Origin of the sequence: Microbacterium sp. Cr-K32 (assembly GCF_000708345.1) — a bacterium.
In the GTDB taxonomy this organism is placed as follows: Bacteria; Actinomycetota; Actinomycetes; order Actinomycetales; family Microbacteriaceae; genus Microbacterium; species Microbacterium maritypicum_A.
The window spans coordinates 1-18,168 of the sequence record NZ_JARD01000012.1 but is presented as its reverse complement, the minus strand read 5'-3'; the positions used below and the strand labels follow the sequence as shown (position 1 = coordinate 18,168).

The following is an 18,168-nucleotide window of genomic DNA, read 5'->3' as shown; positions in this document are numbered from 1 at the left end:
AATGCAGAACCCCGCCACAGACGCACGTCCCCGCTACCGCGAAAGACTCTCGCCGAGCCTCTGGCTGCTCGTGACCGTCGCGGTCGCCGGCCCCATGGTGTCGCTCGTCTTCGTGCCGATCGGCTCGACAGTCGCACTGGTCCTCGGCGCCGCCGTATCGGCCCTCCTGGTGCTGGGCTTCATCGCGGCCACCCCTGTCGTCTCCGTCATCGGCACGGTGCTGCGCGCCGGCCGCGCGCACATCGACACGAAGCATCTCGGCGAGCCGGTGGCCCTGACCGGCGACGACGCCCGGCAGGCTCGCGGCCCCAGGCTCCCGGCGCGCGGGTGGCACCTGATCCGCGGTGGCATCGACGGAATCGTCGTCGTCCCGAATCTCGACCCGGACGACCCCGTCGACACGTGGACCGTCTCGACACGCACGCCGGATCGACTGGCAGCGGCGATCCGCGCTGCGCAGAGCTGAGACGCGGCACGAAGAGGCAGAGCTGAGGTGCGGAGCCGAGAGGCACCCGCATACGACAGCGCGCCCCTGACCGGAGTGGTCGGGGGCGCGTGATACGTCGCTCGGAGGACTGCTTACGCAGCGCACTCCTTGCAGATGGGCCCGGATGCGCCCTCGTGGTCGAGCTGTGAACGGTGCTTCACGAGGAAGCAGCTCATGCACGTGAACTCGTCCTGCTGCGCGGGCAGCACGACGACGTCGAGCTCGAGATCGGAGAGGTCGGCACCCGGAAGGTCGAAGCTCGACGGGTTGTCGGAGTCTTCGTCCCCGCTTGAGCCGGAGAGCTTGTCCGGCACACGCTCCTTCAGGGCTTCGATCGACTCGGAGTCGTCTTCGCTCTTTCGGGGGGCGTCGTAATCGGTTGCCATGCGGTAGATCTCCACTTTCATGGTGCGAGTGGGTGGTGCGCCGTCGGGTATTCGGCGGCCATAGTTTGCACGACCGGACGACATAACGCAAATGCTCGCCCGTTCGCCTGAACAAACTCACGGCACGCCCAGGGTATTCCCGGCCCGGATGCCCCATGCGTGACACCATGATGAGACACCCATCAGAGGGGCATTCGCATGGAAAACGTCACCATCGTCGGCACAGAAGCAGGAGTCCTCGTACTCGCGACCGAGTCGGGCGAGCGGTTCGCGCTGCCCATCGACGACATGCTGCAGCGCGAGATCCGTCGCGCCACCCGTCAGAGTGAGCCGACGGCACAGAAGCTCGCCGCGAGTCCGCGTGATATCCAGGCGCAGATCCGAGCCGGTCTCACGGCTCCGGAGGTTGCCGAGCTCCTGGGTATCAGCGTCGACGACGTCGCCCGTTTCGAAGGCCCCGTCCTGGCCGAACGCGAGCACGTCATCGGCCAGGCCCTCGCCGTTCCCGTTCTCATCGGCAGCGAGGTCGAGCCCGACGCGCAGCCCACCTTCGGAGTTGCCGTCCGCGCCAAGCTCGCGGAGGTCGAAGCGACGTCGGAGCGTTGGGCGAGCTGGAAGGAGGACTCGGGCTGGACCATCAAGCTCGAATTCACCGCCAACGACGTCGAGCACGACGCCCGCTGGAGCTTCGATCCCCGCCGCAGCGCCCTCTCGCCGCTCAATGCGGACGCCACGCAGCTGTCCCGCCAGGGCTCGCTGCCCGAGGGACTCATCCCCCGCCTGCGGGCCGTGGACGCAGAACGGATCACCTCTCCGTACAAAGACGAGAGCCGCTTCGACTCCGGCGCATTCGGCCCCCGTCTGCTCCCTGCTCCCGACGCCGAGATCGAGGATCCCTCCCTTCCCGAGCGTTCCGACGCGGCCGCACAGGACGCGGCGATCAAGCGCGCACCGGCATCACAGACGACGAGCCCCGAGACCGCAGACCTTCTCGAAGCTCTCCGGCGTCGTCGCGGCCAGCGCGAGACCGCGCCGCTGCTGGATGAGCCCACGGACGCAGATCGCGCCGATCAGAGCCCGATCTCGCTCTTCGAGGTCCTGGAGCAGCCGGACGACGAGCCGCAGTCTCCGCAGCCCGCGCCTCAGACGACCAACTCGGATTCCGGCGAATCCACGGGCCGGAGGCGTCGTCGCAACGCCATGCCCTCCTGGGACGAGATCGTCTTCGGCGCACGAACGGACGAGTGAGACCGGCCTGAGGGTGCTCGCCGGGAAGTCGAGCCGGAGAGCATACCGGGCGATCGTCGTCAGCGAGCGAAAGCGCCGAGCCTGACGACGGGGACCTGCCGCTCCTCCGGTGTGAGTGCACCGTGCTGGCCGACCATTCCGCGACCGCGCTGGTCCGCAGCCGTGCCGTCATAGACCGCCCACGACCCACGCGCGATCGCGAGCACGTCACCGATCCGAGGCGAGGCTGCCTCGGAGACCGTGGGTCCGAAGAGGCCCGCACGCACGGCCTCCTCGCGGGTGACGACATCGGCGACCCCCTCGAGATCCGCACGCCAGCGCGATATCAGCGAAACGCCATCCGCATCGGGCTCCAGATAGGCGTGCAGCATCCGCGGTTCACCACCCACGTGTCGGACGCCTTCGAGGTGGTCCGCTTCGAGCACGATCTGTCGGTTCGGCGCCACATCGACCATCCCATGATCCGACGTGACCACGACCCCGACGCCCGGGGGCACCCGTGCGGAAAGAGCGGCATCGACGTCCTCGAGCGCCGCGACCCATTCGGACGAGGCGATGCCGTATTTGTGGCCGGCCTTGTCGACCTCTGGAAGGTAGCAGTAGACCAGCGAGCCCGGATGGGACTGAGCGAGCGCATAGGCGGCTTCGATACGCGACGCCGCTGTGGTGGCTGCGACGAACTCGGCACCTCGGAGCGTGGCTTTGGTGAAGCCGCTGTGCGCGTATCCGGCGAACCCCACGGCGAAGCTCTCATGACCGGCGCCACCGGCGCGCTCGAAGATCGTAGGAGCCGCCTGCCACGTATACGGGTCGATCCCGTCGGTCTCCCAGCCGCTGAGCTGGTTGACGAGCACGTCGCGGGCCGGATCGAGCACTCGGTAGCCGACGAGGCCGTGCTCCCCCGGCCAGACACCGGTGACGATGCTGGTCAGCGCCGCCGCGGTGGTCGAGGGGAAGACCGACTGCGCGACATCCTTCTTCGCCATCCCCGCCGTCAACGCACGTGCGTGACCGGCGTGTGCCCGCAGACTGATCGCTCCGAGCCCGTCGATCACGACGAGCACGACCGAGTCTGCACGCGGCAGCAGCGCCGATTCGCCGCGGAGGGCGGCGAGCAGGTCGTCCGCCACCCCGACGACACTCCGGGCACTAGGCGACGCGGACGGTAGCATGAAGGACATCCGAGCCAGTCTGACACAGGCTCCCGTATGCCCTCAGGAAGTCCATGCCGAAAACCCCGCCGCCCGAGCCTGTCGAGGAGCGCATCCAGGACATCGACCTCTCCACCGAGATGCAGGGCTCGTTCCTCGAGTACGCATACTCGGTGATCTACTCGCGCGCGCTCCCCGATGCGCGCGATGGTCTGAAACCGGTGCAACGCCGCATCCTGTACCAGATGGCCGAGATGGGCCTTCGCCCCGACCGCGGTCATGTCAAGAGCGCCCGCGTGGTCGGCGAGGTCATGGGAAAGCTCCACCCCCACGGCGACTCCGCGATCTACGACGCGCTGGTGCGCCTCGCGCAGGAGTGGGCGCTGCGCGTCCCTCTGGTCGACGGACACGGCAACTTCGGCTCCCTCGACGACGGTCCGGCCGCGGCTCGATACACGGAGGCACGGCTCGCCGCCGCCGCCCTCGCGCTCACCGAGAACCTCGACGAGGACGTCGTCGATTTCATCCCGAACTACGACGGCCAGTTCCAACAGCCGGCTGTCCTGCCCGCTGCTTTCCCGAACCTCCTGGTCAACGGAGCGAGCGGCATCGCGGTCGGCATGGCGACCAACATGGCGCCGCACAACCTGATCGAGGTCGTCGCGGCCGCCACGCATCTCCTGGAGAACCCGGACGCGACCACCGAGGACCTGATGGAGTTCGTTCCCGGTCCGGACTTCCCGTCGGGCGGGATCCTGATGGGACTGGACGGGGTCAAAGACGCCTACACGAACGGACGCGGTGCGCTCAAGGTCCGAGGGAAGACCTCGATCGAGCCCCTCGGCCCTCGGCGCACCGGCATCATCGTGTCGGAACTGCCGTACATGGTCGGCCCCGAGCGTCTGCTGGAGAAGATCCGCGACGCCGTGCAGTCGAAGAAGCTGCAGGGCATCAGCGACGTCACCGACCTCACCGACCGCAACCACGGACTCCGCGTCGCGATCGGCATCAAGACCGGCTTCGACCCGAACGCCGTCCTCGAACAGCTCTACCGTCTGACGCCGCTGGAAGACTCGTTCAGCATCAACAACGTCGCTCTGGTCGAAGGCCAGCCGCGCACGCTCGGGCTCAAGGAGATGCTGAGCGTCTACGTGGGCCACCGCCTCGAGGTCATCACCCGGCGCAGCCGCTACCGCCTGAAGCGGCGCGAGGAGCGTCTGCACCTCGTCGAGGGGCTGCTCATCGCGATCCTCGACATCGACGAGGTCATCCAGGTCATCCGCTCATCCGACGACTCGGAGCAGGCCCGCACCCGCCTGCGCTCGGTCTTCGATCTGAGCGAGCTGCAGGCGGAGTACATCCTCGAGCTGCGTCTGCGCCGTCTGACGAAGTTCTCCCGCATCGAGCTCGAGACCGAACGAGACGCGTTGCTGGCCGAGATCGCTGCCCTCCGCGAACTGCTGGGGAGCCCCGTGCTGCTGCGCGCCGCGGTCGCGAAGGAACTCGATGCCGCGGCCGACGCGTACGGCACGCCCCGGCGCACACTGCTCATGAACGCCGCACCGCCCAAGCCCCGCGCCACCAAGGGCGCGGTCGACCTGCAGATCGCCGACGCCCCCACGGTGCTCATCCTCTCGACCACCGGGCGCACGGTCCGAGTCGACCTCGGCGAAGGGCAGGAGCTCACTTCCCCGGCACGTCGTAGCAAGCACGACGCGATCCTGACCACGGTCGAGACCACGGTCAGGGCCGAGCTCGGAGCGCTCACGAACCTCGGACGCGTCGTCCGCTTCTCCCCCGTCGACCTGCCTTCCGTGCCTGCCACCTCGGTTCAGCTCGCTGCCGGCACGCCGTTGCGCGACTACCTCGGGATCACGACGAAGGGCGAGCGGGTTCTCGGTTTCGTGCGGTTCGACAGCGATACGCCGATCGCCGTCGGCACCGCCCAGGGTACGGTCAAGCGCATCGTCCCGTCCGCGCTTCCCGTGCGGCCCGACCTCGAGGTCATCGGCCTGAAGCAGGGCGACACGGTGGTGGGCGCGGCCGAGGCGCCGGACGACGCCGAACTGGTGTTCGTCACGACCGACGCGCAACTGCTGCACTTCTCGGCCTCCGCCGTGCGCCCGCAGGGAGCGCCGGCCGGCGGCATGGCCGGCGTCAAGCTCAGCTCCGGGGCATCGGTCCTCTTCTTCGGTGTCGTCGATCCCGCCACCGAGTCGGTCGTCGCCACCGTCTCCGGAGGCGACAGCGCACTTCCCGGCACGGAGCCGGGGCGCGCGAAGGTCTCGTCGTTCACCGAGTACCCGGCCAAGGGTCGCGCCACGGGCGGCGTGCGCGCGCACGCATTCCTGAAGGGTGAGGATCGCCTCACGGTCGCGTGGGTCGGGCCCCAGCCACCGCTGGCGGTCGATCCGACCGGTGCCGTGCGCAAGCTTCCCGAGACCGGCGCACGTCGCGATGCCTCCGGACAGCCCGTAGAAGGCGTGATCGGCAGCATCGGCCGCACCCTGGTCTGAGTGCTCCGCAGGCGGGGTGACCGCCTGCAGCGAAGAAGCCGGCATGGGATGACCCGTGCCGGCTTCTTCCGTGTCTCCGGGGCTCAGGCGTCGATCGACTCGCGCGACAGCCGGTCGGAGGAGTCGATGATGAACTCGCGGCGCGGGGCGACCTCGTTGCCCATCAGGAGCTCGAACACGCGGCCCGCGGCCTCCGCATCCTCCATGCGCACGCGACGCAGCAGCCGTCCGGAACGGTCCATCGTGGTGTTCGCCAGCTGTTCTGCGTCCATCTCACCCAAGCCCTTGTACCGCTGGATCGGCTCGTGCCAGCGCTTGCCCGCCTTGCGGAGCTTCGCCAGCAGCGTGTGCATCTCCTGCTCGCTGTAGGTGTAGATCGTCTCGTTCGGCTTCGAGCCCGGGTTCATCACGATGATCCTGTGCAGCGGCGGGACGGCGGCGAACACGCGGCCGTGCTCGATCAGCGGTCGCATGTAGCGGAAGAACAGGGTGAGCAGGAGGGTGCGGATGTGGGCGCCGTCGACATCGGCATCGCTCATCAGGATGATCTTGCCGTAGCGAGCCGCATCGATGTCGAAGGTCCGGCCGGAGCCTGCACCGATCACCTGGATGATCGACGCGCACTCCGCATTCGACAACATGTCGCCGACCGACGCCTTCTGCACGTTGAGGATCTTTCCCCGAATCGGCAGCAGCGCCTGGAACTCGCTGTTGCGCGCGTTCTTGGCGGTGCCGAGCGCCGAGTCTCCCTCGACGATGAAGAGCTCGCTGCGTTCGACATCGTTCGTGCGGCAGTCGACGAGCTTCGTCGGAAGGGTCGACGACTCCAGTGCGTTCTTGCGGCGCTGCGTCTCCTTGTGCGCACGTGCCGACACGCGCGCCTTCATCTCCGAGACGATCTTGTCGAGCAGCTGCGACGCCTGGTTCTTGTCGTCGCGCTTGGTCGAGCTGAATCGCTGGGCCAGGTCCTTGCGGATCACCTGGGCGACGATCTGCCGGACGGCCGGAGTGCCGAGGATCTCCTTCGTCTGCCCCTCGAACTGCGGCTCGGGCACGTTCACCGTGAGCACCGCTGTGAGGCCCGCGAGGACGTCGTCCTTCTCGAGCTTGTCGTTGCCGACCTTGAGGCGACGCGCGTTCTGCTCGACCTGGGTGCGGAGAACCTTGAGGAGTTCTTGCTCGAAGCCCTGCTGATGGGTTCCGCCCTTGGGCGTCGCGATGATGTTGACGAACGACCGCACGCGCGTGTCGTAACCGGTGCCCCACCGCAGCGCGATGTCGACGGCGCACACGCGCTCCACCTCGGTGGCGACCATGTGCCCGTCGGCCTGCAGAACGGGAACGGTCTCCTTGAACGTCCCCTCCCCCTGGATGCGCCAGTTGTCGGTCACCGGCGGATCGACCGCGAGGTAGTCGACGAACTCCGAGATCCCGCCCTCATAGAGGTAGGACGTCACCGTCCCGGTGGCATCCGCGTCCTCGGAGCCGAGCTCGGGAGCATCCGGACGATTCGTCCGCTTGTCGGCGACCTCGATCTCGAGACCCGGGACGAGGAACGCCGTCTGTCGGGCGCGGGTCTCGAGCTCGGAGAGCTGGAAGGCCGCGTCCTTGGTGAAGATCTGCCGATCGGCCCAGTAGCGAACCCGCGTACCGGTCACGCCGCGGGGCGCCTTGCCGATGACGCGGAGCTCGCTCTTCTCCTGGAAGGGAGTGAACGGCGCGTCGGGACGCTTCTCTCCGGAGTCTGCGAAGACCCCCGGTTCGCCACGATGGAACGACATGGCGTAGGTCTTGCCGCCGCGATCGACCTCGACGTCCAGGCGCTCGGAGAGCGCGTTCACCACGGAGGCGCCGACACCATGCAGACCGCCGGATGCCGCGTACGACCCGCCGCCGAACTTCCCACCGGCGTGCAGTTTGGTGTAGACCACCTCGACGCCGGTCAGACCGGTGCGCGGTTCGACGTCCACCGGGATGCCGCGGCCACGGTCGTGGACCTCGACACTGCCGTCGGCATGGAGGATGATGTCGATCTTCGTGCCGTTGCCGGCCACCGCCTCGTCGACGGAGTTGTCGATGATTTCCCAGAGGCAGTGCATGAGTCCGGGCGACCCGTTCGACCCGATGTACATCCCTGGGCGCTTGCGGACGGCCTCGAGGCCTTCAAGCACCTGGAGATGATGGGCGGAGTACTCGGCATTCACAATCTCCGAGTCTAATCTCGCGAGTCGTTCCGGCTCCGCAGACACTCCCCGCGGAGGGCTACTCGACGGGGGTCGCGTACGCGCTGAGCGAAACACGCCGCAAACCGGGCATGCGCACAGGTGGGGCGTGGTTGTATTGACCAAATCCCCCAGCGAAGCCGACACCCGAGGAGGCACCGAGATGAACGCAACGACCGAACGTGACACCTCCACCGTCGAGTTCCGCCTGACCGCCATGGATCGCTGTGATTCATGCGGCGCTCAGGCGTACATCGCCGCTGAGGTCAACGGATCCGAGCTCCTGTTCTGCGCCCACCACGGCCGCAAGTACGAAGAGAAGCTCCGCAGCATCGCGACCAGCTGGCACGACGAAACCGCCCGCCTCGTCGAGACGGTCTGATCGCATCCTGACGCATGTCGACTGGTCCCGGTCAGTCGACTGCGGTCAGCGCACACGAATCAATCGGCGACGACTCTCCGCACACGTGATGTGAGCCGGGTGAGGATCTCTTCTCCCACGGTATCGATACGCTCAGCGAGAGTCGTCGCCGACGTCTCTCCGTGCGTCCCGGCGCCGAAGACCACGACCTGATCCCCCGCTCTCGCTCCTGCCCAGCCTTCGACAGTCGACGTCGTATGTCCCACCGACGTGAGGGTGCGCGTTCCGGCAGATGTGCCGACGCGACTTCCTGCCAGTGTCGAAGGGAATCCGTCGAAACTGCCGATGCCGATGGTCACGTCGTCCCGCTGGACGCTGATGACGGGCGCGACGAGGCTCGCAGCCGGGAGGATGCCTTCCAGTTCCGGTCCGTCTGCGGATCGGATGCCATAACAGAAGGCTCCGATGCGCGAGACCGTTCCGCGCAGTTCGGGGCGCCACCAGGACGCCGCCGACGCGGTCAGGTGAAGCGCGGCAGGGGTCGTCCCCGAATCCGCCACGGTACGGACCGCTTCGAGGAACACCGATTGTGCGACGTCGTCGTCCGCGTCGCTCGCCTCGGCGATATGGCTCCACACCCCCTCGAACTCCAGGAGTCCTGCGCGCTCGGCGTCGCGCGCGACAGCGACGGCCGCAGCCCAATCGTCGGGCAGGATGCCGTTGCGATGAAGGCCGGTGTCGATCTTCAGGTGCACGCGCGCGGACGTGCCGAGCGCCTCTGCGCGCGTGATGATCCGCCGAAGGTAGTCGCTCGTGCCCACCCCGAGGTCAAGCCTCTGCATGAGGGCGTCGTCGATCTCGGCGTCCGTCGACGTCACCCACGCGAAGATCCTGGCGTCGCCGCCGGCGATCCTGCGCACGGTCAACCCGGTACGGATGTCATAGCTGCCGAACCACGTGACGCCCGCGTCGGCCGCGGACTCGACGGCCCACGAGAGTCCGTGGCCGTATGCGTCGTCCTTGAGCACGAGCATCAACGTCGACGGCGCCACTCGGGCGCGTACCACGTCGATGTTCGCCCGGAACGTGCTGCTGCTCAGGCGCAGCTCCGGACGGCTCATGCCTCCCACCCCCGCACGGCATGTGCGCCGGCGACGGTGACGAGTTCCGCCGGGCTCATTCCGGTGACGGCGGCCCAGTGCGCGATGGCGGATCCCGCCTGACCCTCGCCGCCGAAGTACGTGACCTCCGCGCCCGCCTCGGCATCCGCGCCTTGGAGGTCGACGACGCAGACGTCCATGGCGACCCGGCCGACGATGGGGCGAGCTGCGCCGTCGATCTCGACCTCGGCACGGTTTCCGAGCGCGCGCACGATGCCTTGGGCGTACCCACCGGTCACCAGCGCCACCGTGGTCTCACGCGAGGCGCGGTAGGTGTAACCGTAGGAGACGGCGTCTCCCGGCCGGAGCCCCTTGGTGGAGAGGACGCGACCCGTCAGCCGCATCACCGGTCGCGTCCTCGTGCGTCCGGTCGCATCAGGAAGACCGTAGAGGAGCGTCGCGTCGATGTCCGGCTCACCCGTCGTGACGCCGTCGATTCCCTCGAGCTGCAACGCCTCCACCTCTCCGCGGGCGTCGACGAGCACTCGCTCGGCTCCTGCGGCCGTCACGAGCTGCGCGACGGCGAGAACACCATGACCCCAGGCGTCACGCCGAAGATCGGCGACTCGGCCGCCTGCCGACACGGCAGCAAAGGCGCCCGCGGCCAGGGCCGAACGGGAGATCATCGCACGCGGCAGGGCGCTGGAAGTCGTCTCACACACGTCTTCCACCCTAGCTTCCGGCTCTCAGGTCGGCCGTCCCGGCCCCCGTAGACTGGTGGGGACCCCGACCCTGGAGCCTCATGTCTCGTCTTTCCCTCGCGCCCCGCATCCGCTATCTGATGGGACGTGCCCGCCGCATCGACGTCGGATCGGTGGTGGAACGCGCCAAGGAGGCATCCGCTCAGCATCACAAGGCCGTCCCCGCCATCGTCGCGGACATGCTCTGGTCGGCCGCGCGCCACAACGTCGGGTTCCAGGACTACATCGACTACGACTTCGCGATGCTGACGAAGGCCGAGCGCGACACCTACATGACGCATCCCGTCTCGAACCAGCTCTCGCAGCGGTATGACCACCCTGACTACCGCTGGATCTTCCAGGACAAGGTCGAGTTCGACAAGCAGTTCTCCGACCACCTGCACCGCGAATGGATGGTCGTCGACCAGGGCAACGCCGACGCGGTGCGCGAGTTCACACAGCGACTCGGCACGATCGTCACGAAGGAACCTGTGGGACAGGCCGGAACCGGAGTGCATCGCTATCACGCCGCCGACATCACCGACTGGAACGATTTCCACCAGGGGCTCCTCGCTCGAGGCGAGCTGCTGATCGAAGAGGTGATCCGCCAGCACGACGCGCTTGCGGCCGTGTGCCCCGGCACGGTGAACACCACCCGCATCACCGCGTTCTTCGATGGTGAGAAGGCGCACATCCTCGCCATGGCCCAGAAGTTCGGTCGCGGTGCGGTGAGCGATCAGATGACCTTCGGCGGCTTCTACACGATGCTCGACGAGAACGGTCATGCCGTCGGTGCCGGGTACGACTCGCACGGGCACGTGCACGAGACGCACCCGGACTCGGGTTTCCGCATCGCCGACTTCCAGCTGCCCTACATGGACGAGGTGCGCGCGTTCATCGACGAAGTCGCCCGCGTCGTGCCCCAGGTGCAGTACGTCGGTTGGGACGTCGTCGTCTCCCCGGACGGTCCCGTCCTCGTCGAGGGCAACTGGGGCGCCGGAGTCTACGAGAACAAGCCCAGCGTCACCGGTATCCGCACGGGCCACAAACCTCGGTACCGCGAAGTCATCGGTTTCTGAGACAGAGATGACGAAGGCCCCGGATGCCGAGCATCCGGGGCCTTCGTCATCGTTCTGAGCGGATCAGATGACAGAGGTCAGACTGCGCGGACGATGCCGAGCGGTGTGGACTCGAGCCCCTGTCCGAGCGGGTTGTCCCCGAGGATCTTGACCAGACGACGCTCGCCGTCCTTGTCGAGCGTCGACCCGAGGATGTTGCCGCCGAGGTCGTTGATATCGACCACTGCCACCTCTGCCTGGCCACCGATCAGTGCCTTCAGCCGCGCGGCCACGCCGTCGGGATCCTTCGGTCCGAGCACGACAGCCTCGTTGTACGGAGGGATGGTGTGCTTGGTGGGACCGTCGATGGCCCGCGCCTTGTCACCCGCGATGCGGTAGAAGTCACCACGACGACCGAACGCCTTGGTGACCGCTGCCACGGCCGACGCGAACAGGATCCGCGGAGTGCCGCACTCCCGCAGCGCCATCTCCATCGTCTCCGGCATGCCGAGCCCGATGCCGTACGGCGTGCGGGTGACGTACTTGGAGAGGAACAGGGCGAGCTTGCGCGGCTTGATCTCGTCGAGACGGTACGACCGCCCCTGGGTGATCGCCACGATCTTCTCCGTCACGAACAGCAGGTCGCCCGGCTGCACGGCGTCCTTGGCGTACTCCGTGATGATCGCATCGAGGTCGTCCTCGGGCATGACCACACGGGTACGCAGCGGGATACGCGCATAGCTCTTGCCGTCGACGCTCGCCTCGAGCGCCTTGCCGTCGTTCGCCTGGCTCATTCGAGGTAGTCCCGCAGGGACTGCGAACGGCTCGGGTGCCGGAGCTTCGCCATGGTCTTCGACTCGATCTGACGGATGCGCTCACGCGTCACGCCGAAGGTGTCGCCGATCTGGTCGAGAGTCTTCGGCTGACCGTCGCCCAGGCCGAAACGCATCCGGATCACGCCGGCTTCGCGCTCGGAGAGCGAGTCGAGCAGCTGCTCCAGCTGACGCTGCAGCATGGTGAAGCCCACCGCGTCGGCCGGAACCACGGCCTCGGTGTCCTCGATCAGGTCGCCGAACTCGCTGTCGCCGTCTTCACCCAGCGGCGTGTGCAACGAGATCGGCTCGCGGCCGTACTTCTGCACCTCGACGACCTTCTCGGGCGTCATGTCGAGCTCACGGCTGAGCTCTTCCGGCGTGGGTTCGCGGCCGAGATCCTGCAGCATCTGACGCTGCACTCGCGCGAGCTTGTTGATGACCTCGACCATGTGCACCGGGATGCGGATCGTGCGGGCCTGGTCGGCCATCGCACGGGTGATCGCCTGGCGGATCCACCACGTGGCGTACGTCGAGAACTTGAAGCCCTTGGTGTAGTCGAACTTCTCGACCGCGCGGATGAGGCCGAGGTTGCCCTCCTGGATCAGGTCCAGGAACTGCATGCCGCGGCCCGTGTAGCGCTTGGCGAGCGAGACGACGAGTCGGAGGTTCGCGCCGAGCAGGTGGCTCTTGGCACGCTGTCCGTCGCGGGCGACCCACTGCAGGTCGAGTCCGAGCTGGCTCGTCTTCTCGGCCGCGGTCATCGCCGACAACTTCTCCTCGGCGAACAGACCCGCCTCGATGCGCATCGCGAGCTCGACCTCTTCGGCCGCGTTCAGGAGCGCGACCTTTCCGATCTGCTTCAGGTAGTCCTTGACAGGGTCGGCAGTCGCACCGGTGATCTGCGTCGAGTAGACGGGAACGTCTTCATCGTCGTTCGACGAGATGACGATCGCGCCGGTCGGGAGCGGCTCGGTGAACTTCGGCTTCGCGTCCTCGTCCTCGTCGTCCTCGACCGCAGCAGCGGCGGGGGCCTCGTCTTCTTCGACGACGTCCTCGGACTTCTTCTTCTTGACGGGGGCGCGCTTCGCGGCAGCACGCTTCGCCGCGCTCAGGGGCGCGGGCTTCTCGGGCGCATCGGCCTCGACCGGAGCGTCGGTGGTCGTCTCTTCGGCAGCCTTCTTCGTCCGGGTGTTCTTCGTCGTGGCAGGAGTCACGTTTCGCCTTTCACGGAGCTGCTGTGTAGCCCCGGGACATTTCGGACACTAGTAAGACCCTTGTCAAGTCCAGCGCTCGAAAACACTGATTGACAACGGGTCAGAGTCCTAGTATCGCACACGTGTGGCGATGCGGATGCATTACGACGAAGTTCTCGCGGATCCGTGTCAGTTGCGACCGGGCTTGTCCTCGTCGCCCGACGGACGCGACGCCAGGTAGCGCTCCAGTTCCGCAGCGAGCTCGTCGGCGCTGGGAAGGTCCCGCTCACTGAACCCGCCCTCGTCGTACGAGTCGTCATCGGGATTGCGTCCCGCCATGTACGCGTCATATCGGCGCTCGAGGTTATGCACCATCTGCTGCAGCTCATCGTTCCCGGCGACCTGCTCGTCGACGCGCGCCAGGTAGTCCTCGCGGCGCTCCTGTACGGCGTCCAGCATCAGCACCAGACCGGTCGAGGCCATCAGCCTCTCTGCCGCGGCGATCACCGCTTCTGGATTCTCGGTCTCGGCGAGGTAGTGCGGCACGAGGAGCACGAATCCGACGGCGGGGTCGCCGCTCTCGACGAACCGGAACTCGAGGAGGTGACCGGCGGTCGCCGGCACCTGGGTGCGCGGACGCCAGACGGAGTGCGCGACCGTGAGCTCACGGCGGTTGCCGCTGACGGTCGTACCGATCGGACGTGTGTGCGGAACAGGCATGGCGATCGAATGCACCCAGTGCAGTCCCGACACCTCGAACTCCGCCGCCAGGGCGAGGACGGTGCTCGCGAAGCGGTTCCACGCGAAGTCGGGCTCGTACCCGGCGAGGAGCAGGAAGGGACGACCGAGCGCGTCCGTCGCAAGCGACAGCTCGAGACGCGGCGGCCGGAATTCGGTGAGGTGGTCCTGGTCGAAGGCGATCACCGGTCGACGGGCGCGATAGTCCAGCAGGGCATCGTTGTCGAACACCACGACGGTTTCCGGCGACGCGGTCTCCCTCAGGTGGTCGATCAGGCCGGACACCGCGCTGCCCGCGTCGGTGAAACCGGTGAGAAGGAGCACCAGGGGCAGGCCGTGCGGCACTGTCGGCGCATTCGCGACGCGTTCGTGGATCTCACCGGAGAAGGGCATGTGTCCATGCTACGAGCAGGGCTGGGGGCCGGGGCGCGGAGCATCATGCTGAGAGCGAACACGCGCCACGAGGGCGCGCGACCATGCTGCGACAGAGATCCTAGGATGGAGGCATGACGCTTCCCGTGCTCTCGCACACCACCGCTCAGTTCCCCGGAAGCGCTGCAGATGCCGCAGTGCTCGTCGTCGCCGCTCTCCCTGATTCGGCGGATTCACTGGCCGGTTATCCCGGCCTCGCCGATGCGTTGGCCGGTATCGGCTTCACCGGCTCCGCAGGATCGTTCGCGCGCGTGTACGCCCCGGAGGTGACGTCGTTGCCGCTGGCCGTCGTCGGCGTCGGCAACGCGCCTGACCCCGCTGCGGTGCGCAATGCGACCGGGACAGCGCTGCGCACCCTCGCCGGTTTCGAGCACGTCGCCATCGCCCTCGCCGACGGCCTGGAGTCCTTCGCCGCGCCGGCAGCAGAAGGCGCGGTGCTCGGCGGACACAAATTCGACGGGTACCGGACGGAGAAGGGCAAGGCTCGCGCCACCACGATCACCCTGCACGCCGCCCTCGACGACGAGGACGCCGAGCATGCTCAGGTCCTCGGCGACGCCGTCGCCCTCGTCAAGGACCTCGTGAACGTTCCCGCCGAGTGGCAGAGCCCTGCCCAGCTCGCCCAGAGCGCCGCCGACAGCGTCGCCGACCTCGACGTCACGGTCGAGATCCTCGACGAGAAAGACCTCGCCGAGCAGGGCTTCGGCGGCATCCTCGGCGTGGGGCAGGGCTCCGACCGCCCCCCGCGCCTGGTCCGCCTCGACTACTCCCCCGCCGACGCATCGCGACACATCGCGCTGGTCGGCAAGGGCATCACCTTCGACACCGGCGGGCTGTCGCTGAAGCCCGCCGCATCGATGGTCGGCATGAAGTTCGACATGGCCGGAGCAGCGACATCTCTCGCCGCGATCCGCGCGATCGCGACTCTCGGGCTCCCTGTCCACGTGACGGCCTGGCTCTGCATCACCGACAACATGCCCTCGGGCCGCGCTCTGCGCCCCGGCGACGTCATCCGCATCCTCGACGGCACCACGGTGGAGGTGCAGAACACCGACGCTGAGGGCCGCCTCGTCCTGGCGGACGGTCTGGTCGCCGCGAGCCGAGAGAATCCCGACGTCATCATCGACGTGGCGACCCTCACGGGTGCCATCGTCGCCGCGCTCGGCCACCGGCACACGGGTGTCTTCGGCGACGTCGAGACGGTCTCCGCGTTCATCTCCGCGACCGCACAGGTCGACGAACCGGCCTGGCACATGCCGCTGCCGGAGTACATGGAGGAGTCGCTCGAGTCCCCCATCGCCGATCTCCAGAACGCCAACATGGGCGACCGGATGGGCGGTGCCTCCTATGCCGGCCTGTTCCTGCGCCGGTTCGTCGGGCGCAGGTCGGAGGCCGAGGACGCCCCGCGCATCCCCTGGGTGCACCTCGACATCGCCGGCTCCGGCGAACACGCCGGCGCCCCGTACGGCTTCACCGAGAAGGGCCCCACAGGGGCGATGGTCCGATCGATCGTCGCCTTCGCCGAAGCATCCCACACGGAGGCATGACATATGACAACCCACACCTTCGACATCGTCGTCCTGGGCGGCGGAAGCGGCGGCTATGCCGCTGCATTGCGCGCGAGTGAGCTCGGCAAGTCCGTCGCATTGATCGAGAAGGACAAGGTCGGCGGCACCTGCCTGCACCGCGGCTGCATCCCGACCAAGGCACTCCTGCATGCGGCCGAGGTCGCCGAGCATGTGCGCGATGCCGCGTCGGTCGGTGTGACGGCGTCCCTGGAAGGCATCGACCCCGTCGGCGTCCGCACGTATCGCGAGGGCATCGTCGCCAAGAAGTTCAAGGGTCTCGAAGGTCTCGTCAAAGCTCGCGGCATCACCACCGTCACCGGGCTCGGTCGACTGAATCCAGACCGCAGCATCAGCGTCGGCGATGACATCTACGTCGGTGCGGACGTCGTGCTCGCGACCGGTTCGTACAGCCGATCGCTCCCCGGCCTCGAGATCGGCGGACGGATCCTCACCAGCGAGCAGGCGCTTGCTCTGGATGTCGTCCCCGACCGCGTCCTGATCCTCGGCGGTGGTGTCATCGGCGTCGAGTTCGCGAGCGTCTGGCGCTCCTTCGGCTCCGAGGTCACCATCATCGAAGCGCTGCCGCACCTCGTCCCGAACGAGGACATCGCGCTCAGCAAGGGCCTGGAGAGGGCATTCCGCCGCCGTGGCATCCAGTACTCCCTCGGGACCCGCTTCCAGACGGCCACGCAGGACGACTCGTCCGTCACGGTCACGCTCGAGGACGGCAAGGAGTTCACGGCCGACTACCTGCTCGTCGCCGTCGGACGCGGGCCGGCGACGGCCGACCTCGGCTTCGCAGAGGCCGGTGTCACTCTGGACCGCGGCTTCGTGATCGTCGACGACGACCTGCGCACCGGGGTCCCGGGGCTCTGGGCCGTCGGCGACATCGTCCCCGGCCTCCAGCTCGCGCACCGCGGATTCCAGCAGGGCATCGCCGTCGCCGAACGGATCGCCGGCCTCTCCCCCGTCAACGTTCCCGATCTGCAGATCCCCAAGGTCACCTATTCCAGCCCCGAGGTCGCGTCGGTCGGAGTGACCGAGGAAGCCGCCGCTGCTGAACACGGCGCGGACGCGATCGTCGCCTACGAGTACAACCTCGCCGGGAACGGCAAGAGCGAGATCATCGGAACGGGTGGTCTCGTGAAGGTCGTCCGCCTCAAAGACGGCCCCGTCATCGGTGTGCACCTGCTCGGCGACCGCGTCGGCGAGCTCATCACCGAGGGGCAGCTCGCCGTCGCCTGGGAGGCGCACCCGGAGGACATCGCTCCTCTGATCCACGCACACCCGACCCAGAGCGAGGCACTCGGCGAGGCCTTCCTCGCCCTGGCCGGCAAGCCCCTGCACGCCCTCTGAGCACCAACCGGTGCCCGAGTCACTAAGCTAGACAAGCGTCATACAACTTCCTGAAGGAGACTCAGTCATGAGCACATCCGTCGTCCTCCCCGCTCTCGGCGAGAGCGTCACAGAGGGTACGGTCACCCGCTGGCTCAAGCAGGTGGGAGACACCGTGCAGGCGGACGAGGGCCTGCTCGAGATCTCGACCGACAAGGTCGACACCGAGATCCCCTCCCCCGTCAGCGGCGTGATCGAGGAGATCCTCGTGGCCGAGGACGAGACCGTCGAGGTCGGCGCGCTCCTCGCGCGCATCGGCGATGGCAGCGCCGCGGCTCCGGCCGCAGATGCTCCCGCCGCCGCCGCACCCGCTGCGGAAGAAGCGCCAGCCGAGGCATCTCCCGCTGCCGAAGAGACCCCGGCTGCAGAGGCTCCGACCCCCGCCGCAGAAGCACCGGCGCCCGCCGCTGAGTCCGCACCTGCCGCACCCGCCGGCGATGCGACAGACATCGTGCTTCCCGAACTGGGCGAGAGCGTCACCGAGGGAACCGTCACCCGCTGGCTGAAGCAGGTCGGCGACACCGTCGCCGTCGACGAGGCCCTTCTGGAGATCTCCACCGACAAGGTCGACACCGAGATCCCGTCGCCGGTCGCCGGCGTACTGCAGGAGATCGTGGCCGGCGAGGACGAGACCGTCGCCGTCGGCGCTGTGCTCGCACGTGTCGGTTCCGGCGCAGCGCCCGCTTCCGAGGCACCTGCTGCTCCTGCACCCGCTGCTGCTCCGGCACCCGCTGCTGCTCCGGCACCCGCTGCTGCTC

General features: G+C 67.8%; 16 protein-coding genes. 8 read left to right on the top strand and 8 right to left on the bottom strand.

All coding sequences use genetic code 11. The features are described 5' to 3' along the window. Window position 1 precedes the first annotated feature (1 nt). Window positions 2-466 carry a DUF3093 domain-containing protein gene (locus GZ64_RS0104430; protein ID WP_029265304.1) on the top strand — a complete coding sequence of 155 codons (465 nt, stop codon included), beginning with the start codon at window positions 2-4 and terminating at the stop codon, window positions 464-466. Between the two features lie 113 nt (window positions 467-579). Here GZ64_RS0104430 and GZ64_RS0104425 read toward each other — a convergent pair whose 3' ends face one another. Further along, window positions 580-873 carry a DUF4193 domain-containing protein gene (locus GZ64_RS0104425; RefSeq protein WP_029259298.1) on the bottom strand — a complete coding sequence of 98 codons (294 nt, stop codon included), beginning with the start codon at window positions 871-873 and terminating at the stop codon, window positions 580-582. Between the two features lie 198 nt (window positions 874-1,071). Between GZ64_RS0104425 and sepH the strand changes: the two genes are divergently transcribed. Continuing rightward, window positions 1,072-2,121 (top strand): septation protein SepH, encoded by a 1,050-nt coding sequence (sepH, locus tag GZ64_RS0104420; protein ID WP_021200685.1) that lies wholly within the window; start codon window positions 1,072-1,074, stop codon window positions 2,119-2,121. Window positions 2,122-2,180: 59 nt separating this feature from the next. Here the strand turns inward: sepH and GZ64_RS0104415 are convergent, their stop codons facing one another. Beyond that, a complete protein-coding gene (locus GZ64_RS0104415) occupies window positions 2,181-3,251 on the bottom strand; it encodes an alkaline phosphatase family protein (protein ID WP_081859674.1) in 1,071 nt (356 codons plus the stop codon). A 95-nt stretch (window positions 3,252-3,346) separates the two neighbouring features. Here GZ64_RS0104415 and GZ64_RS0104410 point away from each other — a divergent pair, with 95 nt between their 5' ends. Continuing rightward, window positions 3,347-5,788, top strand: a complete 2,442-nt coding sequence (locus tag GZ64_RS0104410) for a DNA gyrase/topoisomerase IV subunit A (protein ID WP_029265301.1) — start codon at window positions 3,347-3,349, stop codon at window positions 5,786-5,788. A gap of 83 nt (window positions 5,789-5,871) precedes the next feature. Here the strand turns inward: GZ64_RS0104410 and GZ64_RS0104405 are convergent, their stop codons facing one another. Then, complete coding sequence (locus GZ64_RS0104405; RefSeq protein ID WP_021200688.1) at window positions 5,872-7,992, bottom strand: DNA gyrase/topoisomerase IV subunit B; 2,121 nt, start codon at window positions 7,990-7,992, stop codon at window positions 5,872-5,874. Window positions 7,993-8,173: 181 nt separating this feature from the next. Here GZ64_RS0104405 and GZ64_RS0104400 point away from each other — a divergent pair, with 181 nt between their 5' ends. Continuing rightward, entirely contained in the window at window positions 8,174-8,392 is a 219-nt protein-coding gene (locus tag GZ64_RS0104400) for a DUF7455 domain-containing protein (RefSeq protein ID WP_021200689.1), read from the top strand. A 59-nt stretch (window positions 8,393-8,451) separates the two neighbouring features. On the opposite strand, the gene GZ64_RS0104395 is transcribed toward GZ64_RS0104400, so the two are convergent. Together GZ64_RS0104395 and GZ64_RS0104390 are read right to left on the bottom strand one after the other, a co-directional pair. Then, a complete protein-coding gene (locus GZ64_RS0104395; RefSeq protein WP_029265299.1) occupies window positions 8,452-9,492 on the bottom strand; it encodes an alanine racemase in 1,041 nt (346 codons plus the stop codon). Next, window positions 9,489-10,193, bottom strand: a complete 705-nt coding sequence (locus tag GZ64_RS0104390) for an alanine racemase (RefSeq protein ID WP_231479825.1) — start codon at window positions 10,191-10,193, stop codon at window positions 9,489-9,491. The genes GZ64_RS0104395 and GZ64_RS0104390 overlap by 4 nt, the downstream gene beginning before the upstream one ends. Before the next feature lie 80 nt (window positions 10,194-10,273). Here GZ64_RS0104390 and GZ64_RS0104385 point away from each other — a divergent pair, with 80 nt between their 5' ends. Next, window positions 10,274-11,290, top strand: a complete 1,017-nt coding sequence (locus GZ64_RS0104385; protein ID WP_029265296.1) for a sugar-transfer associated ATP-grasp domain-containing protein — start codon at window positions 10,274-10,276, stop codon at window positions 11,288-11,290. A gap of 77 nt (window positions 11,291-11,367) precedes the next feature. Here GZ64_RS0104385 and GZ64_RS0104380 read toward each other — a convergent pair whose 3' ends face one another. From GZ64_RS0104380 to GZ64_RS0104370, 3 genes are all read right to left on the bottom strand, one after another. Then, window positions 11,368-12,063 (bottom strand): coenzyme F420-0:L-glutamate ligase, encoded by a 696-nt coding sequence (locus tag GZ64_RS0104380; protein WP_021200693.1) that lies wholly within the window; start codon window positions 12,061-12,063, stop codon window positions 11,368-11,370. Continuing rightward, window positions 12,060-13,298: an RNA polymerase sigma factor gene (locus GZ64_RS0104375; RefSeq protein WP_029265294.1), complete on the bottom strand. Its 1,239-nt coding sequence runs from the start codon at window positions 13,296-13,298 to the stop codon at window positions 12,060-12,062. The genes GZ64_RS0104380 and GZ64_RS0104375 overlap by 4 nt, the downstream gene beginning before the upstream one ends. A gap of 168 nt (window positions 13,299-13,466) precedes the next feature. Then, entirely contained in the window at window positions 13,467-14,408 is a 942-nt protein-coding gene (locus tag GZ64_RS0104370) for a proteasome assembly chaperone family protein (protein ID WP_029265293.1), read from the bottom strand. 113 nt (window positions 14,409-14,521) lie between these two features. Here GZ64_RS0104370 and GZ64_RS0104365 point away from each other — a divergent pair, with 113 nt between their 5' ends. From GZ64_RS0104365 to GZ64_RS0104355, 3 genes are all read left to right on the top strand, one after another. Further along, window positions 14,522-15,994 carry a leucyl aminopeptidase gene (locus GZ64_RS0104365; protein WP_029265292.1) on the top strand — a complete coding sequence of 491 codons (1,473 nt, stop codon included), beginning with the start codon at window positions 14,522-14,524 and terminating at the stop codon, window positions 15,992-15,994. A gap of 3 nt (window positions 15,995-15,997) precedes the next feature. After that, the gene (lpdA, locus tag GZ64_RS0104360; RefSeq protein WP_029259306.1) at window positions 15,998-17,371 is read left to right on the top strand and encodes a dihydrolipoyl dehydrogenase; all 1,374 of its coding nucleotides are present in this window, start codon (window positions 15,998-16,000) and stop codon (window positions 17,369-17,371) included. A gap of 67 nt (window positions 17,372-17,438) precedes the next feature. Next, window positions 17,439-18,168 (top strand): biotin/lipoyl-containing protein (locus GZ64_RS0104355; RefSeq protein WP_029265291.1); only part of this gene is annotated, 730 nt, incomplete at its 3' end.

What these genes read in the sequence shown, in the direction of transcription:
- lpdA (WP_029259306.1), top strand. Translation starts at nt 15,998, where the DNA reads ATGACAACCCACACCTTCGACATCGTCGTCCTGGGCGGCGGAAGCGGC.
- GZ64_RS0104380 (WP_021200693.1), bottom strand. Translation starts at nt 12,063, where the DNA reads ATGAGCCAGGCGAACGACGGCAAGGCGCTCGAGGCGAGCGTCGACGGC.
- GZ64_RS0104425 (WP_029259298.1), bottom strand. Translation starts at nt 873, where the DNA reads ATGGCAACCGATTACGACGCCCCCCGAAAGAGCGAAGACGACTCCGAG.
- GZ64_RS0104365 (WP_029265292.1), top strand. Translation starts at nt 14,522, where the DNA reads ATGACGCTTCCCGTGCTCTCGCACACCACCGCTCAGTTCCCCGGAAGC.
- GZ64_RS0104410 (WP_029265301.1), top strand. Translation starts at nt 3,347, where the DNA reads ATGCCGAAAACCCCGCCGCCCGAGCCTGTCGAGGAGCGCATCCAGGAC.
- GZ64_RS0104395 (WP_029265299.1), bottom strand. Translation starts at nt 9,492, where the DNA reads ATGAGCCGTCCGGAGCTGCGCCTGAGCAGCAGCACGTTCCGGGCGAAC.
- sepH (WP_021200685.1), top strand. Translation starts at nt 1,072, where the DNA reads ATGGAAAACGTCACCATCGTCGGCACAGAAGCAGGAGTCCTCGTACTC.
- GZ64_RS0104385 (WP_029265296.1), top strand. Translation starts at nt 10,274, where the DNA reads ATGTCTCGTCTTTCCCTCGCGCCCCGCATCCGCTATCTGATGGGACGT.
- GZ64_RS0104430 (WP_029265304.1), top strand. Translation starts at nt 2, where the DNA reads ATGCAGAACCCCGCCACAGACGCACGTCCCCGCTACCGCGAAAGACTC.
- GZ64_RS0104400 (WP_021200689.1), top strand. Translation starts at nt 8,174, where the DNA reads ATGAACGCAACGACCGAACGTGACACCTCCACCGTCGAGTTCCGCCTG.
- GZ64_RS0104370 (WP_029265293.1), bottom strand. Translation starts at nt 14,408, where the DNA reads ATGCCCTTCTCCGGTGAGATCCACGAACGCGTCGCGAATGCGCCGACA.